This is a genomic window from Brevibacterium sp. (assembly GCF_031179145.1).
GTDB lineage: Bacteria > Actinomycetota > Actinomycetes > Actinomycetales > Brevibacteriaceae > Brevibacterium.
Genome location: NZ_JAPSIB010000019.1, coordinates 48,753 through 69,434, shown reverse-complemented (window position 1 = coordinate 69,434; position 20,682 = coordinate 48,753). Strand labels below are relative to the sequence as shown.

The window sequence follows — 20,682 nt, the reverse complement described above, 5'->3', positions numbered from 1 at the left end:
TCACAATCGGTGCCCGGACCGTTAAGCTGAGAGAGTGATCGATCTAGTGCTACTCAGAGAAAACCCGGACCTGTTCAAGGCATCGCAGGAGGCCCGCGGTCTGCCCGTCGGCCTCGTCGACGAGATCCTCGCCGCTGACTCCGCACGCCGTGCTGCCATCACCGCGTTCGAAGACGCCCGTGCCGAGCAGAAGTCCTTCTCCTCTCAGATCGCCACGGCCGCGAAAGAGGACAAGCCCGCGCTGATCGCTCAGGGCAAGGAGAAGTCCGCCCGGGTCAAGGCTCTGCAGGCCGAGTCCGACGAGGCGACGTTCGCATTCGAAGCGCTGGCGGCGAAGCTGCCCAACCTCATCATCGACGGGATTCCCGCCGGAGGCGAGGAGAACTTCGCCACGCTCAAGACCGTCGGCGAACCCCGCGACTTCAGCATCGACGGGTTCGAACCGCTCGACCATCTGGAGATCGGTGAGAAGCTGCGGGCCATCGACACCCAGCGCGGGACCAAGGTCTCCGGCGCACGCTTCCACTACCTGACCGGTTTCGGCGCCAAGCTGGAGATGGCTTTGCTCAACCTGGCCCGCGACGTCGCGGAGGACGCCGGGTTCTGCCCCACGATCACGCCCACTCTCGTCAAGCCCGAGGTCATGCGCGGCACCGGCTTCCTCGGCGAACACGCCGATGAGGTCTATCGTCTCGAAGCCGACGATCTGTTCCTCGTGGGAACCTCGGAGGTTCCGTTGGCCGGATACCACATGGACGAGATCATCGACCTCGAGGACGGACCGCTGCGCTATGCCGGCATCTCCTCGTGCTACCGCCGCGAGGCCGGCTCGTACGGCAAGGACACCCGCGGAATCATCCGCGTCCACCAGTTCCAGAAGGTGGAGATGTTCTCCTACGTCCAGGTCGAGCAGGCCGAAGCCGAACACGACCGGATGCTCGCACTGCAGGAGAAGATGCTGCAGCTGTGCGAACTGCCCTACCGGGTCATCGACACCGCAGCCGGGGACCTCGGGGACTCGGCCGCCCGCAAGTACGACTGTGAGGCCTGGGTGCCGACGCAGGGCACCTACCGGGAACTGACGTCGACGTCGAACTGCACCACTTTCCAGGCCCGGCGGCTGCAGATCCGGGAACGTCACAGCGGGGCCACCCGCCCCGTGGCCACCCTCAACGGAACGATGGCGAACACGCGCTGGCTGGTGCCGATTCTCGAGAACCACCAGCAGGCCGACGGCTCCGTCACGGTCCCCGCGGCACTGCGCCCCTACCTCGGTGGCATGGTGGCTCAGGGACCGGAAGGTCCGCGCTTCGAGCGCTGAGTCGTTCGCCCACCGCCACTGCCTGTTGCAAGGAGGAATATTGCCCCCGCATCTCATCGCTCTCGACGTCGATGGAACCATCGTCAACTACGATGGCACGCTGACAGCAGCGACTCATCGAGTCTTGACCGAGCTGGGCGCGGCCGGGCATCACCTTGTCGTCTCCACCGGCCGGGCCCTGCCCGGTGCCCTCGAAGTGGTCCACGCCCTCGGCCTGACCACCGGTTTCGTCGTGTGCTCCAACGGCTCCGTCGTCGTCCGTCTGGACCCGGAACTGGAGAACGGCTGGGAGATGCACCATGTCGTGTCCTTCGATCCCAAGGACGCCCTGCTGCGGATGCACGCAGCCCTGCCCGCGGCGCTGTTCCTCGTCGAGGACCCCGACCTGCACCGCTGGGCCTCGGGTGAGTTCCCTCCCGGTGAGCTTGCCGCCTCGGACACCCTCGACATCGTCAGCTTCGAAGAGCTTCTGGTGAAGCGCGCGACCCGCATCGTGATGCGCGAGGTCAACGGCAGTGCCGAGGAATTCGCGCAGGCCGTCGACCGGCTCGGGCTCCATGAGGTCAGCTACTCCATCGGGTGGAGCAACTGGCTCGACATCGCTCCCGACGGTGTGTCCAAGGCCAGTGCGCTCCAGCTCGTCGAGGCCGAACTCGGCATCGACCACGAACTCAGCGTCGCGGCTGGTGACGGGCTCAATGACAAAGAGATGCTCGACTGGGCCGAATACGCGATCGTGATGGGCCAGGCGAAGGAAGAGCTCAAGGAACTCGCCACCGTGGTGGCGAAGACGGTCGACGAAGACGGACTCGCTCTCGAGCTGGTCGACCGATTCGACCTGGGCAGGAGCCTGCTCGACGCTACCGGGGAGACCAACACCCGCGGTCTGTAGACGGACGGCGTCAGTGTGATGAGTCGGCGTTGCCCGACTCGGTGCCGATTTCGAGAGAGTCGAGCACCGCGCCGAGGTAGCGGGCGACGCCCTCCGCCTCAACCGCCTCGGCGACGGCATCCGCTGACTCCTTCACTGCGTCAAGAGCGTTGCCCACCGCGACTCCGTGTCCGGCCCAGGTGAGCATCTCGATGTCGTTGGGCATGTCTCCGAATGCCAACACCCGACGCCGATCCACGCCCAGGTGCTCGCACAGGCGTTCCAATGTCTTCGCCTTGGTGATCCCCGCCGCTGCCAGCTCGACGAGCCCGTTGACGGGATCGGAGAACGTGGCGTGACAGGAATGGGTGAGCACCGGACCGAGCAGATCGTGGAGGGCCTGCGAGTCATCGGTCCCGATGCTGACCAGGATTTTGACGACGTCGCGTTCGCGCAGCTGGGACAGGTCCTCGACGATGTCGGCATCCTGGGGCAGCCGGGTGGGGAAGCCGGGGTCGATGAGCAGTCCCGACAGGGTCTCGAAGGCGAAGCGGGCCTCGGGCTGTGAGGAGGAGATCGCTGAGACGATCTCCTCGATGTCGGAATGGGCGATCGTGTGGGCCTTGACCGCGCTGGAGGTGGCGATGTCGTAGATGACCGCTCCATTGAGGCACACGACCAGCCCGAGGTCCGGGATCTGCTCGGCGATGGGAGCCAGCCAACGGATCGGCCGCCCGGTGACGAGCACGAATGGGATGTCCGAGGTCCGGCAGCGGTGGATCGCGTCGATCGTGGTGTGAGAGATCGGCTGCCAGTCGAGCAGGAGGGTTCCGTCGATGTCGCTGGCGACGAGCCCCAGATCGAAGCCCGGAGGCACGGAGATGACAGGCCCTGCTGCTGCGGCTCGACCCGTTCCTGCGCCGGTGACGTCTGCTCGAGGACGGCCGGCGGTCATTGGACGTCCTCTGCGGGCAGGCTGCTCCGAGCGCGAGCGAGCAGTTCGGCGGCATCGGCAATGAATCGCTCACACGCCTGCGCGCTCGAGGCCGCCGGTCGTCCAGCGCGCAGCTCGGTTCTGGCCATCGACGCGGCGAGAACCGCCTCGGCGACCTTGGCCGAAGCCCGGGCCATCAGCTCCGGGGCGTCTCCGACCCGCTGCCGAACGTGTGCCGGTACGACTTGCCCCGCGACCGGACAGTGGGTGTGCATCCAGCGGGTGATGTCATCGACGACGGGCACGAGCTCGTTGAGCCGGTGTGTGCCGGCCGCGATGAGCTCGCTCGTCGGGGCGCCCGGGGGTTCCGTGGCGTCGTCAGCGGTGCTCGCCGAGGTGACTGCGGCGTTGGCGTCCTCGGCCTCGGAGATGGCGACCGCCGTCGTGTAATAGCGATCGACCGCACGCAGGAAGCGATCGTGGTGCTGACGCCACAGACCGGTGCCGAACTGCCGATCAGGGCTGTGGTCGGCCCGACCGAGTTTCTTCAGTCCGGAGAAGAGCTTCATCGGCTGGAGTCACAGGTAGTTGCCGTGGCCGCGGTCTTCGCGGTCGGACTCGGGCTGAGGGTGCCGGGCGGCGCCGGGCGGGACGACTCCGGGAGGAAGCTGACCCATTGACTGCCTCGCCATCGCCTGCTGAGCCATGATGGCCGTCTGGATCCCATGGAACAGCCCTTCCAGCCAACCGACGAGCTGTGCCTGGGCGACGCGCAGTTCTGAGGAGGTGGGCGGACCGTCCTCGCTGTCGAAGGGAAGGTCGAGCCGTTCGAGTTCATCGATGAGGTCTTTCGACAGACCGTCCTCGAGCTCCTCGATCGACCGGCGGTGGATCTGGGCGAGACGTTCGCGGCCCTTCTCGTCGAGGTCGGTGGTCCTGACCTCCTCCAGCAGCTGCTTGACCATCGTGCCGATGCGCATGACTTTCGCGGGGGAGGAGATGTCGAGCTCCCGCGACTCCTCGCCGGGGTCATCCTGCCGCGCGTGCGTTGCCTCGTCGCCGATGGAGTGAGCTGCGTGGGGATCGGTTGTCATGATCGAGTGTCTTCTTCCTGTCCGGCTTCGGTCGTCTGGGATTCCTCGTCGACGATGAGCAGCACCTTTCCGATGCTCGCTCCCTCTTCCAGCGCCGCCTGTCCGCGACCGGCCTCGGCCAGCGGCAGGGTCTCGTGGATGATCGGCCGGATGTCGCCTGCAGTCACGGCCGGCCAGAGCTGCTCAACCACCTCGGCGACGATCTGGGCTTTCTGTTCCTTGGGACGGGCGCGCAGGGTCGTGGCAGTGACGGTCTTCCTGGGCTGCAACAGGTCGCCGAGGTTGATCTCCGCCTTCGTCCCTCCCTGGAGCCCGATGATCACCAGGCGTCCGTCGGTGGCCAGGGCCTTGATGTTGCGCTCGAGGTACTTGGCCCCGATGATGTCGAGGATGACGTCGGCACCGGTCGTGCCGTCCCCATGCGTGCAGATCTCATGGATCCGGGAGACGAAGTCCTCTTCTCGATAGTTGATGACGGCGTCGGCCCCGAGGTCGCGGCAGAACTGCGCCTTTCGCTCGGAGCCGACGGTGACGACGACGTGGACGCCGAGATGCCTGGCCACCTGGATCGCGGCCGTCCCGATCCCCGAGGCGCCGCCGTGGACGAGGAGCCACTCGCCTGCCTGGATTCCGGCGCGCCCGACGATGTTCGAGTGCACAGTGGCGAGCACCTCGGGCAGGGCGGCGGCTTCGGTCAGGCTCAGACTTTCGGGAACGGGAAGGAGCTGGCCTGCGGGAACGGGAACCGCCTCGGCGTATCCGCCGCCGGTGAGCAGAGCAGCGACGCGGTCGCCAACCTTCCATCCTGTGACCTCCGGTCCCACCTCGGCGATGGTGCCCGAGACTTCGAGACCGGGGATCGTCGTGGCTCCGGGTGGGGGATTGTAGAACCCCTGCCGCTGCAGCAGATCGGCGCGATTGATGCCGGCCGCATGAACTGCGACCAGCACTTCGTCGGGAGCTATGCCTGGCTGAGGCTCCTCGGTGACCTCGAGAACCTCGGGGCCGCCGGGTGCCGAAATCGTGATTGCTCGCATGTGTCCACTCTAATCGGAGGCACTGACTTCGCGAACCGGGGCAGATCCCGGATCAGGCGAAGAGCCGGAACAGGGGCGAGTTCTTGTGCACGCGTTCGATCTCGATCGGGGAGGCGTCCATGCGCTCGAGCAGGTTCGGCAGGTCCTCGGCGGAGCCGAGCTGGATTCCGACGAACGCGGGTCCGGTCTCCCGGTCGGAGCGTTTGACGTACTCGAACAGCGCGATGTCGTCCTCGGGTCCGAGGATCTCGTTGAGGAACCGGCGCAGGGCACCCGGCTCCTGCGGGAAGTCGACGATGAAGTAGTGCTTGAGGCCCTCGTGGACGAGTGAGCGCTCAAGGATCTCCGGGTAGCGGGAGATGTCGTTGTTGCCGCCCGAGACGAGGCACACGACGGTCGATCCGGGTTCGACGGTGATCGGCTTGCCCGATCCCTGCGCGCCGATGGCCGCCGAGGCCAGCGCCCCCGACGGTTCGGCGATGATGCCGTCGGTCTGGTACATGTCGAGCATCTCCGTGGCCACGGCGCCCTCATCGACCGGGCGGACGTCGACGCCGAGTTCCGACACGATCCGGTAGGTGATCGCGCCGGCGCGTTTGACCGCGGTGCCGTCGGCAAAGCGATCGATGTTCTCCAGGGTGATCGGCCGGCCCGCCTTGAGTGCGGCGATCATCGAGGCGGCTCCGGCGGGCTCGGCGCCGATGACCTTGGTGTGAGGCAGGTGCTCGGCGGCGTAGGCGGCGACCCCGGAGAGGATTCCGCCTCCGCCGACGGGGACGATGATGTAATCGGGGTCGACGTCGAGCTGCGCGGCGATCTCCACGCCCACGGTGCCCTGGCCGGCGATCGTGCGCAGATCGTCGAACGCGGAGATGAGGAGAGCGCCATTGAGTTCGGCGAACCGGTGCGCCAGGGCGGAGGCGTCATCGTAGGTGGAGCCGGCGATCTCGATAGTCACCCGGTCCCCACCGAAGTGGCGGACACGATCGATCTTCTGCCTCGGCGTCGTCTTGGGGACGAAGATCGTGCCCTGAATGTCCAGTTCCTTGCACGCGCGCGCGAAGCCCTGGGCATGATTGCCCGCCGAGGCGCAGACGACGCCGCGGGCCCGTTCGTCCGCGTCGAGCTGGAGCATGAAGTTGAAGGCGCCGCGAATCTTGTACGACCGGACCAGCTGCTGGTCCTCGCGCTTGAGGTAGACGCATGCGCCGGTGGCGGCTGAGAGCCGCTCCGAAATGTGCAGGGGCGACATGATCACGGAGTCGGCAATTCGCCGCGCGGCCGCTTCGACCTCGAGGGCGAGCGTTTGCTGCTGGGGTGACACGTCTTGTTTCAACACCTCTCTATTGTGCGCCTCCTGTCTTGCCATTTGGCAATTCGTTTCGGAATGAGGACAAGCGATGGGACTGATGCGGTCAAGAGACGGGACCGATGGGGTCAAGACACGACTGTCGGTGCGTCAGCATGAGCGTGAGGACGCAACCGTGATTTGATGGAAGATGCCCGTATTCCCTTCAAGGAGGCGACATGGCCATCAGCAGTGAGCTCGAACAACTGTTAGCCAGCTGGATACCTCGGCAGCCGTGGTTCCCCAAGCTCGCTGCAGATTTCGGGACTGACCCCGACATCACCCCGATGTCGGTGGCGCGCGCCTTCACCTACCCGGCCGAGGAGCTCGGCGGATTCGTCGGCCTGGTGACCGTGATCTCCGTGGGCGACGGGCCCACCCTGCGCCGCCTCAACATCCCCCTCTCGCTGAGGGGCAGCGAGGACCTCCATCTCCGGCATGCCCTCATCGGCCAGGTCGACGACTTGGCCCGCGGCCCGGTCTACGTCTACGACGGACCCGCGGACCCCGTGTTCGTCAACCTCATGGCCGATGCCATCGTCAAGCGCAAGGTCTTCGCCGGCGGGCAGCTGAGCACCGAATCGCTGCGCCACGACGAGGACAGTGCCGCACGGCGGACTTCCTCCGGTCAGGTGTCCGCCGGCCAGGTTCCGTCCGGCCAGGTTCCGCCCGGTCCGATTCCTGCCGGTCCGATTCCTGCCGGAGACGCCCCCTATCCGGGTGCGACGGAGATCGTCGACCCTGCGGATCTCTCCGCCCCTTTCGACACCGTCACCGAGGTGGTTCCCCCGAAGCCGTCGAAGGAGGCGCTGGCCACGCCGGCCCCCGGGTCGTCGGCCCCCGCGACCGTGGTGGTGCGGCCGATCGAGGTCACGGAGTCGAGCGCCAACAAGTCGACCGTGGTCATCCATGACGAGTACGAGCCGATGGAGCTCAGCTTCTTCCGCGTGCTCGAGAACGGGATGCCGTCCTCACTGACCATTCCGGTGCTGCTGACCGAGGCGGGCTCGCGCAGCGTTCCCGAAGTGGTCGGGTGGAGTTCGGGCCGCTGGTACGACATGTTCGAGGTCACGGAGATGGAGGCGCCGATGGCGCTGCTGTCCCACGTTGACGTCGAGGCCGAACCCGCGTGGCGGGAGGCCGTCGACATCGTCTGCAACGTCGACTCCGGGTCGATCGGCGGATACAACGCGCAGGCGGCGGAGATGGGCCGGAGGATCGGTGAGCTGCACGCCGACCTCGCCGCGGAGTTCGGCATCGTCGAGGGCACGGGGGAGCCGACGAAGCAGCTCGTGCAGAAATGGACCGAGCGCGTCGACTGGGCCTTGGGCCGGGCACCTCTGGCCCTGGACTCCCTGGTGCCTGAACTGCGCAAGCACCGGGCGAAGCTGCTGGCCCTGGAGACGATCGGCAGTCTGCAGAAGATCCACGGCGAACTGACGCTCGACCATGTGGTCAGCTCGCCGACGGACGGCTACACAGTGGTGAAGTTCAGCGATTCCGCGAACTCCGACCCGAAGCCGCCGGCACTGGACCTGGTCGCCCTGCTGCGCAGCGTCGACTACGCGGCCGGGTTCGCACGGCTGCAGCGGACCGGTGCCCTCGATTCCGAGGACGGCGGGCTCGTCGTCAACGGCTTCGGCAGCAGTTCGGACGCACTGCGCGCCATCTACGATTCGCCCGAGTTCCTCTGGGCCTCCCAGGTGCAGAACTCTCTGCTCAGCGGGTACTCCCGGGCGCGCGGAGAGTCCATCGGCTTGGGCGACCCGGTGCTGCGAGCCGCGCTCATCGACCGGCTGCTCGTTGAGGTCGTCACCGAACTCCGCAACCGGCCGAATTGGCTCTCCGTCCCCCTGGCCACCCTGGCCCTGGTGCTCAAGGGCAAGCCGGCACGAGCCAGTGACGAACCCACCGAGGTCGAGCTGACGGTGCCCGATGCCGAGGACGGCGACGAGGTCGTCGCACCGGAGGGCCTCACCCTGGGGCCGGAGTCCGCTGCCGATACTGGCGCTGGTTCAAGTGCCGGTTCTGGCGCAGGCGATGCTGGCGCTCCCGAGGAGTCGAAGAAGGACGACGCCGGCGAGAAGAACGATGACGGCAATGCGGCACTCGACGCCGATGACGCCGAATTCGATGACGAGGAAGAACCTGTGGTCTCACGGGTGCCCGCGTCGTTTGCGGCGCGCGGTGCCACACCGAAGGATGCGGACTCGAACGGCCGTCGCACGAACGACCTGAAGCACGAGGAGAAGTCCTCCGGGGCCCAGAAGCAGGGCAGGGATTCGGAGGATTCCTGACCTCCCGAGCGGGGCTTCTAGAGGTTCAGTGGGCAACTTGTGGGGGTCTGGCTCGCCCGTGGTTCGCGCTCGCTCGCGATTAGCGGAACGCGAACGGACTGTGAGAAACTGTTGTGGCTCAGCCTCGCGGCTGAGCAGGCCGGGTTCATCTCGAACCATGGAAGCGTGTCTGAGCGGCCGAAAGAGATGGTCTTGAAAACCATTGTGCGGTAACCCCGTACCGTGGGTTCGAATCCCACCGCTTCCGCGTTTTGTGGGGGTATCTCCCGCTTGCAGGGGAATGTGTCGCGACATCGTTCACTCGATGTCGCGGCACATTTTCTTTGCCGCTGCCCCCTAACCCCCGCCTCCCTGGCCCCTTTGGTGTCTGCGCAACTTCGGCAGTCGACGAGAATGTTGTTGAAAACGCGCACTGTACCGGCTTCTGATCGAAAACTCCTTGAGAAGCGAGCAGAAGCCTCCATCGTGCGCGATTTCAACTACTTCTACGGAGCTGGAAACCAGAACAGCTCTGCTCGACCGGTCGAACTGGTCGAGCAGAGCTGTTCTCGTTGGAGCGAGCGACGTTGCCGCCGGCGACCGCCTCCCGCAGCGGCAGCGCCAGCGATCGAGCGGCGCCGCCAGCGACGTTGCCGGCACCAGCGACGCCGCGGCGCCGCCGGCGTCAGCGGTCAAGTGGGGCCGGCGACAACCGCGACCGGCCCTGACTCAACCCACCGTCACACGGTTTCCTTCTCTTCCCGCTCCTCGACCTGAGGCTCGGACATCGTGGCGTCCGCCTCGGGGTCGTCGAAGCTGCGGACCGTGCGCTTGAAGCCGCGGGTCAGCACCGCCAGGTAGATGACGCCGGCGGCCAGCCAGATCAGTCCGCTCGTGAGAGCGGTGCCGTGCAGGCTCGACCACAGGATGCCGGTGAGGATCGCGCCGAGTCCGGGCATCACCACGTAGTTGAACGCGGACTTGACGTCGACGACCTGCTTGGTTCGGAACGCGTAGTGGGCGATCACGGTGAGGTTGACGAACGTGAATGCGATGAGCGCACCGAAGTTGATCAGCGCCGAGATGAACTCGAGGCTGAATGTCATCGCGAACAGGCACACCGCTCCCACGAGCACGATGTTGAACACCGGGGTGTGGGTCTTCGGGTTGATGTAGCCGAATGCCTTGCGCGGCAGCACTCCGTTGCGGCCCATGACCAGCAGCATCCGCGACACCGAGGCGTGCGAGGCGAGGCCGGAGGCGACCGTGGCAGCGAACGCCGCGGCGAGGAAGAACAGCGCGAAGATCGGACCACCGGTGATCTCGCCGATCTCCGGCAGGGGATCGTCGACGATCGTGAACTGCGAGTTGTCCGGGAACAGCAGCTGCGCGAAGTAGGAGGCGACGAGGAAGATTGCGCCTCCGGCGAGGACGGTGATCATGATGGCCTTCGGCATCGTGGACACCGACTTCGCCTCGTTGGTGTACATCGTCACCGCATCGAAGCCGATGAACGAGAAGCAGACGACAGTCGCACCGGTGAGCACAGCGGACATGTGCACGCCCTCGTGGACGAATGGCTCGGCGCTGACGATGAGACCGGCGCCCTCTCCGGCCTGCAGCTGGAAGAAGGCCAGGACGCAGAACATGGTGACCATGATCAGGGCGAATATGAGCAGAATGCCGTTGAGGTTCGCCGTTCCCCGCATCGAGGTGAGCACGATTCCGGTCATGATCACCGTGTAGGCGACGACCCAGATCCATGTCGGCGCGTTCGGAACCATCGATTCCATGTACAGGCGGATGATCAGGCAGTTGACCATCGGCAGCAGAAGGTAGTCCATGAGCGATGTCCACCCGACCAGGAAGCCGAGCCCGGGAGTCATCGTCTCGCGAGTGTACGTGTAGGCGGATCCTGCCGTCGGGAAGACTTGGACCATCTTCCCGTAGCTGAACGCCGTGAAGATCATGACCATCAGTGCTGCCAGGTACGCGGCGGGCACCGCTCCGTTCGTTTCGTCCGAAACGATCCCGAATGTGTCGAAGACGACGGTCGGTGTCATGTAACCGAGCCCGAGTCCGACGATGGACCACAGTCCGAGGTTACGCTTCAGCGTGCCTGAACCAGCCATATCAATCCTCCCCAATGAGTCTTGTCGTGAGCCGCGTCGGACCGTTCCGACGCTGACGTCAGGTGCAGAGTGTGATCTGCTCGGTAGACGCTAATTCATTTGTGCTGAAAACGAAATTCAGATCGCGTGTTGAGATAAGAAAATGACCAAAAGTCTGTCATAAACGACGAAATCGGTGAATCCAAATACTGAAAACGCAGTTCTGCTCATCCCTCGCCGAGGTGGCGGCGCGCGCGGTGGTCTCCCTTTCCAGAACGACCCTTCAGTAACAAGTCGATTTCGAGTAGGTTGACGAGGAGACGACCGGCAGACAGGGAAGGTGGATGCTCAATGGCGATCGAAGCGCTGAGTTCGAGGCAGTCGGAGGCCTGGAGGGACCGGGTTCTGCCCGCGGTCGAGGCGGTGGGGGACGGGGTCTGGGCGATTCCGGTGCCGATACCGGACAACCCACTCGTCTACACCTACTCCTATGCGATCGCCGACGGCGCGGGTGTCGTGCTCATCGACGCGGGCTGGGACGGCGAGGACCAGTACCGGGCGCTCACCTCGGCGTTGGAGTCCTTGGGATTCGGTGTCAGCGACATCAGCGGGGTGGCGGTCACGCACTACCATCGTGACCACATCGGTCTCGTTCCCGCGCTGCTGAGGGTGAATCCGGACATGTGGGTGGCGATGCACGGCGAGGACCTGACGGCCTTCGAGCGGTTCTACTCGAAAGCCGTCGACATGGGAACCGGGGTCGATCCCGCCGTTGACATCGCCCGTGCCTACGGAGTGCCAGAAGAGAGGTGGGCCGAGGTCCAGAGCCTCCAGGCGGGCAGGGGCAGAACGCCCGCGAGCCTGCAGTTGGACCGGCTGCCCGAGAACGTGCTAGTCCTCGACGACGGCTCCGTCCTCCCGGTCGACGGCGGAACGGTCACGGCACTGTGGACCCCCGGCCACACCTACGGCCATTCCGTGTTCGTCCGCGCCGACGATGACCTGCTGTTCTCCGGCGACCATGTGCTGCCGACCATCACCCCCAACATCGGCCTCGACAGCGCTGCGATCACGCACAGCCTCGGCGATTATCTGGGATCCCTTGAGAAGATCGGCGCACTCTCCGCCGAGACATCCGTGCTGCCGGCGCACGGGTTCCGCTTCCGCGGTCTCCACGACCGGACCCGCGAACTCATCGACCATCACCACGAACGACTCGCCGAGATCAGGGCGCGGATGGAGGAGACGGACGATCGCAGCGTCTACTCGATCGCCCGGGGCCTGCACTGGTCCCGCGGCTTCGACGAGCTCCACCACTTCAACCTGTTCGCGGCGCTGGCCGAGACCGCCGCGCACATGCACTACCTCGGCCTCGAGGTCGGAACCGGCGCGCTCGCCGCGCGGGGCTAAGGTGGAAGGCGCACCCCTCCCTTCGCAACACCCCACCCTTCACAACACCCCACCCTTCGCACCGCCCGGACCCTGCGAAGACGACCAGAGGAGAAGTCGATGACGACGGCAGAGTTCGTTCCCGCAGCCGAGATCGAGCCCGAGACCTTCACGGTCCGCGCCTCTGACCTGCGCGAGCGCGGTCTGCGCCGCGGGCAGGAGTTGCGCGAGGGAATCGCGCGAACGCTGGCCGGCTACCGGCAGTACTTCGCCCACCTGCAGATCGCCGAGGCGGACGTGGCCACCGCTGCCGCCGCGAGTCTCGCCGCCCTGAGGTCGTGGGACGTCGAGGGCTCGGAAGAGATCGAGGCAGTCGCCGCCGGTGCCGACCTCCCCATCATCGATGTGATGACGATCGTCGCACGCACGGAGATCATGACCATGGCGCCGATCGCGCCGACGGAATGCTCCACGGTCAGCTACACCCGGCAGGGGTCCTCGATGGCAGCGCAGAACTGGGACTGGGTGGCTGACTTCTCGACGCTGTGGCACGTCAATGACGTGGGCGGCGTCCCGAGCCCCTCCGCCGACAGGCCGGACCAGCTGCGCCACATCGGGTTCGCGGAGTACGGGATGCCCGGGAAGGTCGGTCTCAACGAAGCCGGCGTCGGCGTCCTGCTCAACATCCTCAAGCACACGGGCGACGAGCCCGGGGGAGTGCCGATCCACGCGGTTCTCGAACGGGTGCTCTCCCGGGCGCGCACGCTGGCCGAGGCCCTCGAGATCATCCACTCGGCACCGACGTCCTCGTCGTCGATCATCACCGTGATCACCCCCGACGAGGCGGTGCAGGTGGAGATCGCGAACACGCAGAAGCGAGAGCGCCGAGGTGAGGGCTACCTGCTCCACACGAACCACTTCCTCCACCCCGACCTGGAGCCGGGCGGGCTGGAGCTGCGTCCGGGAGCGACGTCGAGAGCGCGCTACGACCACCTCGAGGCGAAGATCGCCGACCGCAGCGGCCCCGAGACCACGGCCGATCTTCTGCAGATCCTCACCTCGGGGCCGGGAGAGCCCCCGGTGTGCTGCGCTCCCGAACCGGGGGCGGTCTACGGGGACCGCTCGGCGACTCTGGTCACGGTCCAGATCGATCCTGCGAATCGCACGATCGAACTGGCGCCGGGATCACCTGCGGACGGACTGGGCCGCAGTCAGCGCTTCACCGTCTGACGCCGACGCTCAGCTGCCGTCTTTCGCCCCCTCGGCCGTCTCGTCATCGGTCGTGCCCTCTTCGGTGGGGGCGTCGGCCTGCGCGGCGCCCTCCTTCGCCGCAGCTTCCTCGGCGCGCATCTCGAGGATGGTGTCGAACGCCGAGGCGATCGATGCGGCATCCTCGAGCGCCGTCTGCGCCAGCTTCCACGGGACGATGTCGAGGTTCTGGTCACCGATGACGAACCGGATGAAGGGCTGCTTGTGGCGCGGATCGTCGGATTCGACGCCCGAGCCGTAGCGCCACTGCCCGACCCCGTGCCTGCGGATGGTCTCCCCGATGAAGCGCATGGCGCCGCCGACGTAGGAGACCTCGTCGTCGACCATCATCTCCGCGGGGGAGTCGTAGCGCACTGACAGCTGCTTGCCCAGGCGCACCAGGCTGTCCCGGTCGAATGACCATGCCGTCGGGTCGGCCTGGTCCCTCGTCCAGGCGGCGATGCCTGGCTCGACCGTGCCGATGAAGCGGGAGAGGAACTCGACTTCCTCCTTGCTCGAGTTCTCCGCGTTGAGAAGGCCGAGCGCGAGCCCGGTGCATGCCCGCTCGGGAGTCCGCGACTCCCCGAAGCCGGCCAGCGCCTTGTCGAGCACGGCGCCGAAGATCCCGCCGGTGCGCTGGTCGACGGCGGTGAGCACGACGGCCACCAGCGGGATCGGCTCACCGCGCAGCGGACCCTCCGCGGAGTCAGGTCGGATGAAGGGCAGTCCGTTGCCGGTGGACTCGTCGTGATCCCATGCGCCGCCCACGGCGCGCAGATAGGTCTCGCCGAGGTAGCGGATGAGTCCCTCGACGAAGCGGCGGTTCTCCTCGGCGACCACCTCGGCGGGGGTGGAGAACTTCGAGAGCACGAAGTGCTCGATCATCGGCAGCGACTTCGGACTGAGGTCCTTGGGGAACGGCGCCTGTGTCCCGTCCTCCTGCTGGAAGGACTCCGGGAGATCGGCCAGGACGAACGCGCCGAGGCGGACGTCCATGTTGGACAGGAAGGCTGCGTACTCGCGCTGAAGTTCACTCATCCCATCCACCATAGTGCCTGTCGCGGGCGCAGCGGTGGGATCGTGGACTGTTGCCGAGGTGAGCGGAGCGCTGCGGGCTCAGTTCTGGGCGCAGGATCCGTTGGGGAACTCGAGGAGGGCCATGAGGATCTGGACGGTGGGCCGCGGGTCGAGTTCGACTGCCTCGTCGAGGGCCTTGCCGGCTGCGGCCTGGAGGGAGTTCTGCGAATAGACGGAGATGAGAACAAGGAGCAGATCGGGCAGCGGGATCTTCGTCGTGGCGCCGACGATGTCGAGCGCCGTCGTGACCAAGGATTCCAATCTCTCCAGCTGATAGGAGTTGAGCTCCTCGAACCGCGCCTGCAGGTGCGGGACGCGCAGGCAGTAGAGCTCGATCTCGTGCTCGGCGATCGTCTCCGCGACCGTCTCCCGCTTCTCACTGAAGGCGTCGTCGATGAAAGTCGTCAGCAGAGCCTCGATGTCCGAGCACTGCGCCGCGCCGAGCTGATCGCCCCAGCGCTGAATCGTGCGATCGAGCCGGTCGAGGGTCTCCGAGGTGCGCTGTTCGATCGTCGCGAGGACCAGGTCGTCGCGGCTCGAGAAGTTCGAATAGAAGGCGCCGCGGGTGTAACCGGCCGCCTCGCAGATCTCCTCGATGGAGGCCCCGTCGATGCCCTTGACCGCGAACACGGAGATCCCCGCCTCGACCAGGGTCGTGCGGGTCTGCCGGCGCCGGGCGCTGAGATTCTCAGAGGTGGTTGGGTTCATGGTTGCTCCAGTGAGAAGTGTAGCCGCAGCCATTTGCATTGAGCGCCGCCGTGGCTGAGAATACATAACTGTATCGGATACAGGAATGTATCGAAACATCAACGGAATCTGCATCGAGGTCTGCTGTGTCGACGTTCCTCTACGCCCTGGGCCGCCGCGCCTACCGCGCCCCACTGCGCTTCATCGCGGGCTGGCTGGCGGTCCTCGCTCTCGTCGCCACCGGCGTCGCGCTCTTCGCCGATGACTTCGATGACGACTTCACCCTCCCGGGCTCCGAGGCCCAGGTGGCTCTCGACTCGATGCGCGCCACCTTCCCCTCGGCATCAGGCGTGTCCGCGACCGTCATCGTCGTCGCGCCCGACGGTGAGAGCGTCGAGGATCCCGACTACCGCGACGCCATCGCGGACGCCGTCGACCGTCTCGGCGACCTTCCGCATGTCGCGGCCGTGACCTCACCCTTCGATGAGACGGTCAAGGGCACGATCAGCGCCGACGAGTCCGCCGCCCTGATCTCCGTCCAGTACGACGGCACCCAGCAGGATGTCGGTGAGGACGCTCCTGACAGACTCCTCGACGCGCTGGGGCAGACCCGCAGCGCGCTGCCCGGCGCGCAGGTCGACGCCGGCGGCGAGCTCTTCCAGATCACCGGCGTCCACGTGTCCTGGGTCGAGGGCATCGGCGTCCTCATCGCCTTCCTCGTCCTCCTGCTCACCCTCGGTTCCTTCCGGGCCGCGGGGATGCCGCTGCTCACTGCGCTCATCGGGGTGGCGATCTCCGTGCTCCTCGTCGTCGGCGCCACCGCCTTCGGTTCGATCAACTCGACCTCGATCATGCTGGCGCTGATGCTCGGCCTCGCGGTCGGCATCGACTACGCGCTGTTCATCGTCTCCCGCGCGAGGAGCCTGCAGGCAGAGGGCCACGCCCCCCTCGAGGCAGCCGCCCGTGCCACCGCCACCGCGGGCTCCGCCGTCATCTTCGCCGGCCTGACCGTGATGATCGCCCTGCTCGGGCTGTCGCTGGCCGGCATCCCCTTCCTCACCGTGATGGGCATCGCCGCCTCCGGCGCGGTCGCCGTCGCAGTGCTGATCGCCCTGACCATGATCCCCGCCCTGCTCGGGCTGGCGAAGGACAGGATCAGGCCGCGGCCGCGCGGGCGCCGGGGACGGCATGACCTCGCCGAGGTGACCGCTGGGGCCGCGGGGACCACCGCGGCCGAGGCGACCGCTGGGGCCGCGGGGACCACCGCGGCCGAGGCGACCGCTGGGGCCGGCGTCCCACCTCGGCGGACGGTCATGGACCGGTTCTTCACAGGGTGGCTGCGGGTCGTGACGACGGCTCCGGTGCTCACGATCGTCGTCATCGCAGGCAGCCTGTCCCTGTTTGCCGTTCCCGCCGGGCAGCTCCAACTCTCCCTGCCCGATGCCGGGAGCCAGGAGAAGGGGACGCCCGCCCGGACGACTTTCGACCTCATTGACGAGCACTTCGGCCCCGGCTTCAACGGTCCACTCATCATGACCAGTGAGATCGTGACTTCGGATGATCCGCTCGGCGACGTCGAGCGGATCGAGAAGCTCATCGCCGCCGATCCGGGCGTCTCCGAAGTCGTGCTGGCGACCCCCAACGAGGATGCCACCACGGCCCTGTTCCAGATCATCCCGACGACGAGCTCGGCCGATCCCGCCACCCTCGCCACCGTCGAACGCCTCCGCGCGATCGGCGACAGAGTGGAGGATGAGTACGGGTTCCACACCTCGGTGACGGGAGCCACGGCAATCCAGATCGACGTCTCCGATCGCCTCGGCGAGGCCCTGATCCCCTTCGGGATCTTCGTCGTGGGACTCTCGATCATCCTGCTCACCATCGTCTTCCGCTCCATCGCGGTCCCGCTCAAGGCCACCGGCGGGTTCCTGCTCAGCGTCATCGCCTCGTTCGGTGCGGTGGTGCTCGTCTTCCACGACGGATACCTGGCAGGGCCGTTGGGACTCGATCAGACCGGTCCGGTGATCAGCTTCCTCCCGATCATCCTCATGGGCATCCTGTTCGGCCTGGCCATGGACTACGAGGTGTTCCTCGTCTCCGGGATGCGCGAAGCCTGGGTGCACGGCGCGAGCGCGCGGGAAGCGATCCGGGTCGGCTACCTCGGCTCAGCCCGGGTCGTCACAGCCGCGGCCGTCATCATGTTCTCCGTGTTCGCGGCCTTCGTGCCCACCGGCGAGCCGATCATCAAATCGATCGCCCTGGCGCTCGCTGTCGGCATCTTCGTCGACGCCTTCCTGGTGCGCATGTCACTGGTGCCGGCGATCATGGCGCTGCTCGGAGAGAAGGCATGGTGGCTGCCGAATTGGCTCGAGAAGCGGCTGCCCCGACTCGACGTCGAAGGCGAAGGGCTCGCCCACGAGGTGGCCCTGCGCGACTGGCCGCAGCCTGACTCGCCGTACCGGATCTACGGCCGCGACATCGGCGCCGGACCGGACCGGCAGGGCTTCGCCCATGTCGACCTCGCACTGCTGCCCGGACAGCTCCTCACCGTCACCGGCCAGGCGCGGGCGGCGCTCCTGCTGGCCGTCTCCGGACGCCTCCCGCTGAGCGCGGGGGAGATGAAGATCGGGCAATGGGTGCTGCCCGAACATGCCGGCCGGGTGCGCCGGGCCGTACCCTACCTGCGCCGGGACGTCCTCGGCCACGGGAAGTGGGCACGGGAGATCACCCGGCTGCGCACCTCGGCACCGGAGCTTGTCGTCATCGACCTCGTCGACGGTTCCGACTTCTCCGCCCCACTGCAGGAACTCATCGCCGAGGTGCGGGGCTCCGGGGGCGCGGTCGTGCTCGGTATGCGCACCGAGGACCTCGCCGAGGTGGCGCCGCCGTCCACGGACGTCCTCCACCTCGATCTCGACGCGACGACCATCGTTCAACTGGAAGGTGCACAGGCATGAGGCTCGAACGCGCGAATTCGGACACCCCCGTCACCTGGGTGTCGTTCCTCGGACTGGTGCTGATCCCCATCATCGTGGCCGCCGGCTTCATCCTGGCCACGTGGAAGAGCAGCGACCGCCTCGACTCGATCGACGCCGCGATCGTCAACAATGACCAAGGCGCCGAGGTCGACGGTCAGACCGTGCCCCTGGGCAGGCAGCTGACCGGCGGCCTGGTCGCGCAGGAGGATGCCGGCATCGACTGGGAGATCACCGATGCCGCTGCGGCGAAGGACGGTTTGGCGGATGGGACATATGCGGCTGCGCTGACCATTCCCGCCGGATTCTCCCGCTCCGTGACCTCGGTCAGCGACGCCGCCACGGCCACCAGGACACAGCTCGACGTCGACGTCTCGGGAGTCGCGCCGGCAGCCGACACCCTGATCTCCCGGGCGGTCGCCGAAGCGGCCCGGACCGCGTTCAACACCGAGATGACGAAGAGCTATCTCGGCAACATCTACCTCGGGTTCAACGACATGGGCAGCCAGATGCGCGATCTCGGGGAGGCCGCCGGAGAACTCGACAAGGGCGCGGACCAGCTCGCACAGGGAACGACCGAGGCCGCCACCGGCGCCGGGGACCTGGCGCAGGGGATGAGCGAACTCGGCACCGGCGGTTCAGAGCTGAGCACCGCAGCCGGAGACCTGAAGAAGGGCACCGGAGACCTGGCCACCGGTGCCTCCGGTCTCTCCGCCGGGCTGGACACGATGTCGACGTCGACGAAGGACCTGCCGAAGAACACGGACAAGCTGGCCGAGGGGGCCGGCGAACTCTCCGACGGCGTCACCGAGTACACGAAGTCCATCGACGAGATCATCAGGGGCTTCAGCGGCAAGGGCTCCGGCGGCGGGGGAGCGGGCGACCTCGACCAGGTCGTCGACGGCGCCGAAGGGCTCTCGCAGGGACTCCACGCCTACCGCGACGGACTGGAGAAGAACGCCGAGGACGCGCGGAACCTAGCCGGCAGCGGCACGATGACAGGACTCGACTCGCTTGTCTCGGCCGGAATGCTCACATCCGGTGAGGCCTCGCAGGTCCGGGCCCAGCTGTGCCCGGCGGGCACCTCGGATGAGATGTGCCGGGGACTGGAGAAGGCCTACGCCACTGGTCTGCTCAGCGGCACGTCCGGCGCCCTCGACTCGGCGGCGGCCGGATTGGAGCAGGAGCACGACGGCACCTCTCTGCTCGACGGGATCGACTCCCTGGCCTCAGGGCTGAAAGAAGGGCTGGGCGATCTGACCGAAGGCATGAAGGGCATCTCGGACAACGCCGACGAGCTGCTTGAGGCGTCCAAGGGTCTGCGCAGCGGCGCCTCCGGTCTGGCCGATGGGAGCCGGCAGCTGGCTGACGGAATGCCCGGCCTCACCGAGGGTATCGCCCAAGCCGCGGAGGGGTCGTCCCAACTCAGCGACGGCGCCGGAAAGCTCGACGACGGGATGGGGAAGTTCACCGACGGACTCGATCAATACGTATCGGGAGTCTCGAGCGCAGCGACCGGCGCCGGTGATCTGGCCGCAGGCCTCGACACCCTGGGCGCGGGCACGAAGGACTACGCCGAGGGAATGGGGAAGTTCGCCGAGGGCGTGCAATCGGGTGCGGAGAAGGTGCCCTCCTATACGGCACCCGAACGCGACACCCTCGCCGAGGTGGTCTCCGCGCCCGTCACGACGCCGGGCGCCGATTCCCTGCCCAACCTGCTGCAGGGGTCGACGATCGCGCTGCTCATCATGCTGGCCCTGTGGATCGGCGGCCTCGTCACCTACACCGTGCTCAGGCCGATCCCGGCATCGACTCTGCTGTCGACGCAGTCCTCGCCGGCCGTCTGGCTGGGCGGACTCGCACCTGGTCTGGCGGTCGGAGCAGTCGAAGCCGCGGTACTCGCGGGCCTGGCCACCTGGGTGATGGACGTCGACGCCTCACAGGCCGTCGGGATCGTGATGCTCACCTTCGCCTCGGCGATGGTGTTCATGGTGCTCAACTTCGCCCTCGTGGCCTGGCTCGGGGGAGCCGGTCGCTTCGTGTCCGTGATCGCCCTCGTGCTGGCGGTGGCCGGGCGCACGATCGGGGCTGTGCCCGAGTTCTTCCACACTGTGGCGCCACTCCTGCCGCTGACGCCGGCGCTGAATGGATTCTCGGCGATCTCGGCAGGGACCACCGGCGTGGCAGCGGCCTACGGTGGGCTGCTCGCCTGGGCGATCATCGGAGGAGTGCTGTCGCTGCTGGCGATCGTCCGCGCCCGGACCGCGAAGCCCGCAGCCGCCTTCGCCATGGCGTGACGACAGCGCTGAGGCGA

The 20,682-nt window shown here is 66.9% G+C and carries 15 protein-coding genes and 1 tRNA gene; 8 read left to right on the top strand and 8 right to left on the bottom strand.

Going from position 1 to position 20,682, the window contains the following annotated elements; genetic code table 11:
- The first annotated feature begins 34 nt into the window (after nucleotides 1–34).
- Nucleotides 35–1,321, top strand: a complete 1,287-nt coding sequence (serS, locus tag RIT73_RS13975) for a serine--tRNA ligase (RefSeq protein WP_309132699.1) — start codon at nucleotides 35–37, stop codon at nucleotides 1,319–1,321.
- Between the two features lie 40 nt (nucleotides 1,322–1,361).
- Nucleotides 1,362–2,213, top strand: coding sequence for an HAD family hydrolase (locus tag RIT73_RS13970; RefSeq protein WP_309132698.1), 852 nt, complete (start codon nucleotides 1,362–1,364; stop codon nucleotides 2,211–2,213).
- Nucleotides 2,214–2,223: 10 nt separating this feature from the next.
- Here RIT73_RS13970 and RIT73_RS13965 read toward each other — a convergent pair whose 3' ends face one another.
- The 5 genes from RIT73_RS13965 to ilvA are packed head-to-tail and all read right to left on the bottom strand — an operon-like array spanning nucleotide 2,224 to nucleotide 6,596.
- Nucleotides 2,224–3,147 (bottom strand): HAD family hydrolase, encoded by a 924-nt coding sequence (locus tag RIT73_RS13965; RefSeq protein ID WP_309132697.1) that lies wholly within the window; start codon nucleotides 3,145–3,147, stop codon nucleotides 2,224–2,226.
- On the bottom strand, nucleotides 3,144–3,695 hold the full coding sequence (locus tag RIT73_RS13960) for a hypothetical protein (protein WP_309132696.1): 552 nt from the start codon (nucleotides 3,693–3,695) through the stop codon (nucleotides 3,144–3,146). Before RIT73_RS13960 ends, RIT73_RS13965 begins: the two co-directional genes overlap by 4 nt.
- A gap of 9 nt (nucleotides 3,696–3,704) precedes the next feature.
- Nucleotides 3,705–4,220 (bottom strand): proteasome activator, encoded by a 516-nt coding sequence (locus RIT73_RS13955; RefSeq protein WP_309132695.1) that lies wholly within the window; start codon nucleotides 4,218–4,220, stop codon nucleotides 3,705–3,707.
- Complete coding sequence (locus RIT73_RS13950) at nucleotides 4,217–5,257, bottom strand: NAD(P)H-quinone oxidoreductase (protein WP_309132694.1); 1,041 nt, start codon at nucleotides 5,255–5,257, stop codon at nucleotides 4,217–4,219. Before RIT73_RS13950 ends, RIT73_RS13955 begins: the two co-directional genes overlap by 4 nt.
- Before the next feature lie 52 nt (nucleotides 5,258–5,309).
- On the bottom strand, nucleotides 5,310–6,596 hold the full coding sequence (gene ilvA, locus RIT73_RS13945; RefSeq protein WP_309132693.1) for a threonine ammonia-lyase IlvA: 1,287 nt from the start codon (nucleotides 6,594–6,596) through the stop codon (nucleotides 5,310–5,312).
- Between the two features lie 188 nt (nucleotides 6,597–6,784).
- Here ilvA and RIT73_RS13940 point away from each other — a divergent pair, with 188 nt between their 5' ends.
- Nucleotides 6,785–8,902 carry a hypothetical protein gene (locus RIT73_RS13940; RefSeq protein WP_309132692.1) on the top strand — a complete coding sequence of 706 codons (2,118 nt, stop codon included), beginning with the start codon at nucleotides 6,785–6,787 and terminating at the stop codon, nucleotides 8,900–8,902.
- A gap of 159 nt (nucleotides 8,903–9,061) precedes the next feature.
- Nucleotides 9,062–9,149 (top strand) — tRNA-Ser (locus tag RIT73_RS13935).
- Nucleotides 9,150–9,621: 472 nt separating this feature from the next.
- Here RIT73_RS13935 and RIT73_RS13930 read toward each other — a convergent pair.
- On the bottom strand, nucleotides 9,622–11,013 hold the full coding sequence (locus tag RIT73_RS13930; protein WP_309132691.1) for an APC family permease: 1,392 nt from the start codon (nucleotides 11,011–11,013) through the stop codon (nucleotides 9,622–9,624).
- A 330-nt stretch (nucleotides 11,014–11,343) separates the two neighbouring features.
- On the opposite strand from RIT73_RS13930, the gene RIT73_RS13925 reads away from it, so the two are divergent.
- Together RIT73_RS13925 and RIT73_RS13920 are read left to right on the top strand one after the other, a co-directional pair.
- Nucleotides 11,344–12,402, top strand: a complete 1,059-nt coding sequence (locus RIT73_RS13925) for an MBL fold metallo-hydrolase (protein WP_309132690.1) — start codon at nucleotides 11,344–11,346, stop codon at nucleotides 12,400–12,402.
- A 99-nt stretch (nucleotides 12,403–12,501) separates the two neighbouring features.
- On the top strand, nucleotides 12,502–13,611 hold the full coding sequence (locus RIT73_RS13920) for a C45 family peptidase (RefSeq protein WP_309132689.1): 1,110 nt from the start codon (nucleotides 12,502–12,504) through the stop codon (nucleotides 13,609–13,611).
- A gap of 9 nt (nucleotides 13,612–13,620) precedes the next feature.
- Here the strand turns inward: RIT73_RS13920 and RIT73_RS13915 are convergent, their stop codons facing one another.
- Entirely contained in the window at nucleotides 13,621–14,667 is a 1,047-nt protein-coding gene (locus RIT73_RS13915) for a hypothetical protein (RefSeq protein ID WP_309132688.1), read from the bottom strand.
- 78 nt (nucleotides 14,668–14,745) lie between these two features.
- Complete coding sequence (locus RIT73_RS13910; RefSeq protein ID WP_309132687.1) at nucleotides 14,746–15,414, bottom strand: TetR/AcrR family transcriptional regulator; 669 nt, start codon at nucleotides 15,412–15,414, stop codon at nucleotides 14,746–14,748.
- 125 nt (nucleotides 15,415–15,539) lie between these two features.
- Here RIT73_RS13910 and RIT73_RS13905 point away from each other — a divergent pair, with 125 nt between their 5' ends.
- Entirely contained in the window at nucleotides 15,540–18,350 is a 2,811-nt protein-coding gene (locus RIT73_RS13905; RefSeq protein WP_309132686.1) for an MMPL family transporter, read from the top strand.
- Nucleotides 18,347–20,665, top strand: a complete 2,319-nt coding sequence (locus RIT73_RS13900) for a YhgE/Pip domain-containing protein (RefSeq protein ID WP_309132685.1) — start codon at nucleotides 18,347–18,349, stop codon at nucleotides 20,663–20,665. Before RIT73_RS13905 ends, RIT73_RS13900 begins: the two co-directional genes overlap by 4 nt.
- Nucleotides 20,666–20,682: the final 17 nt, after the last annotated feature.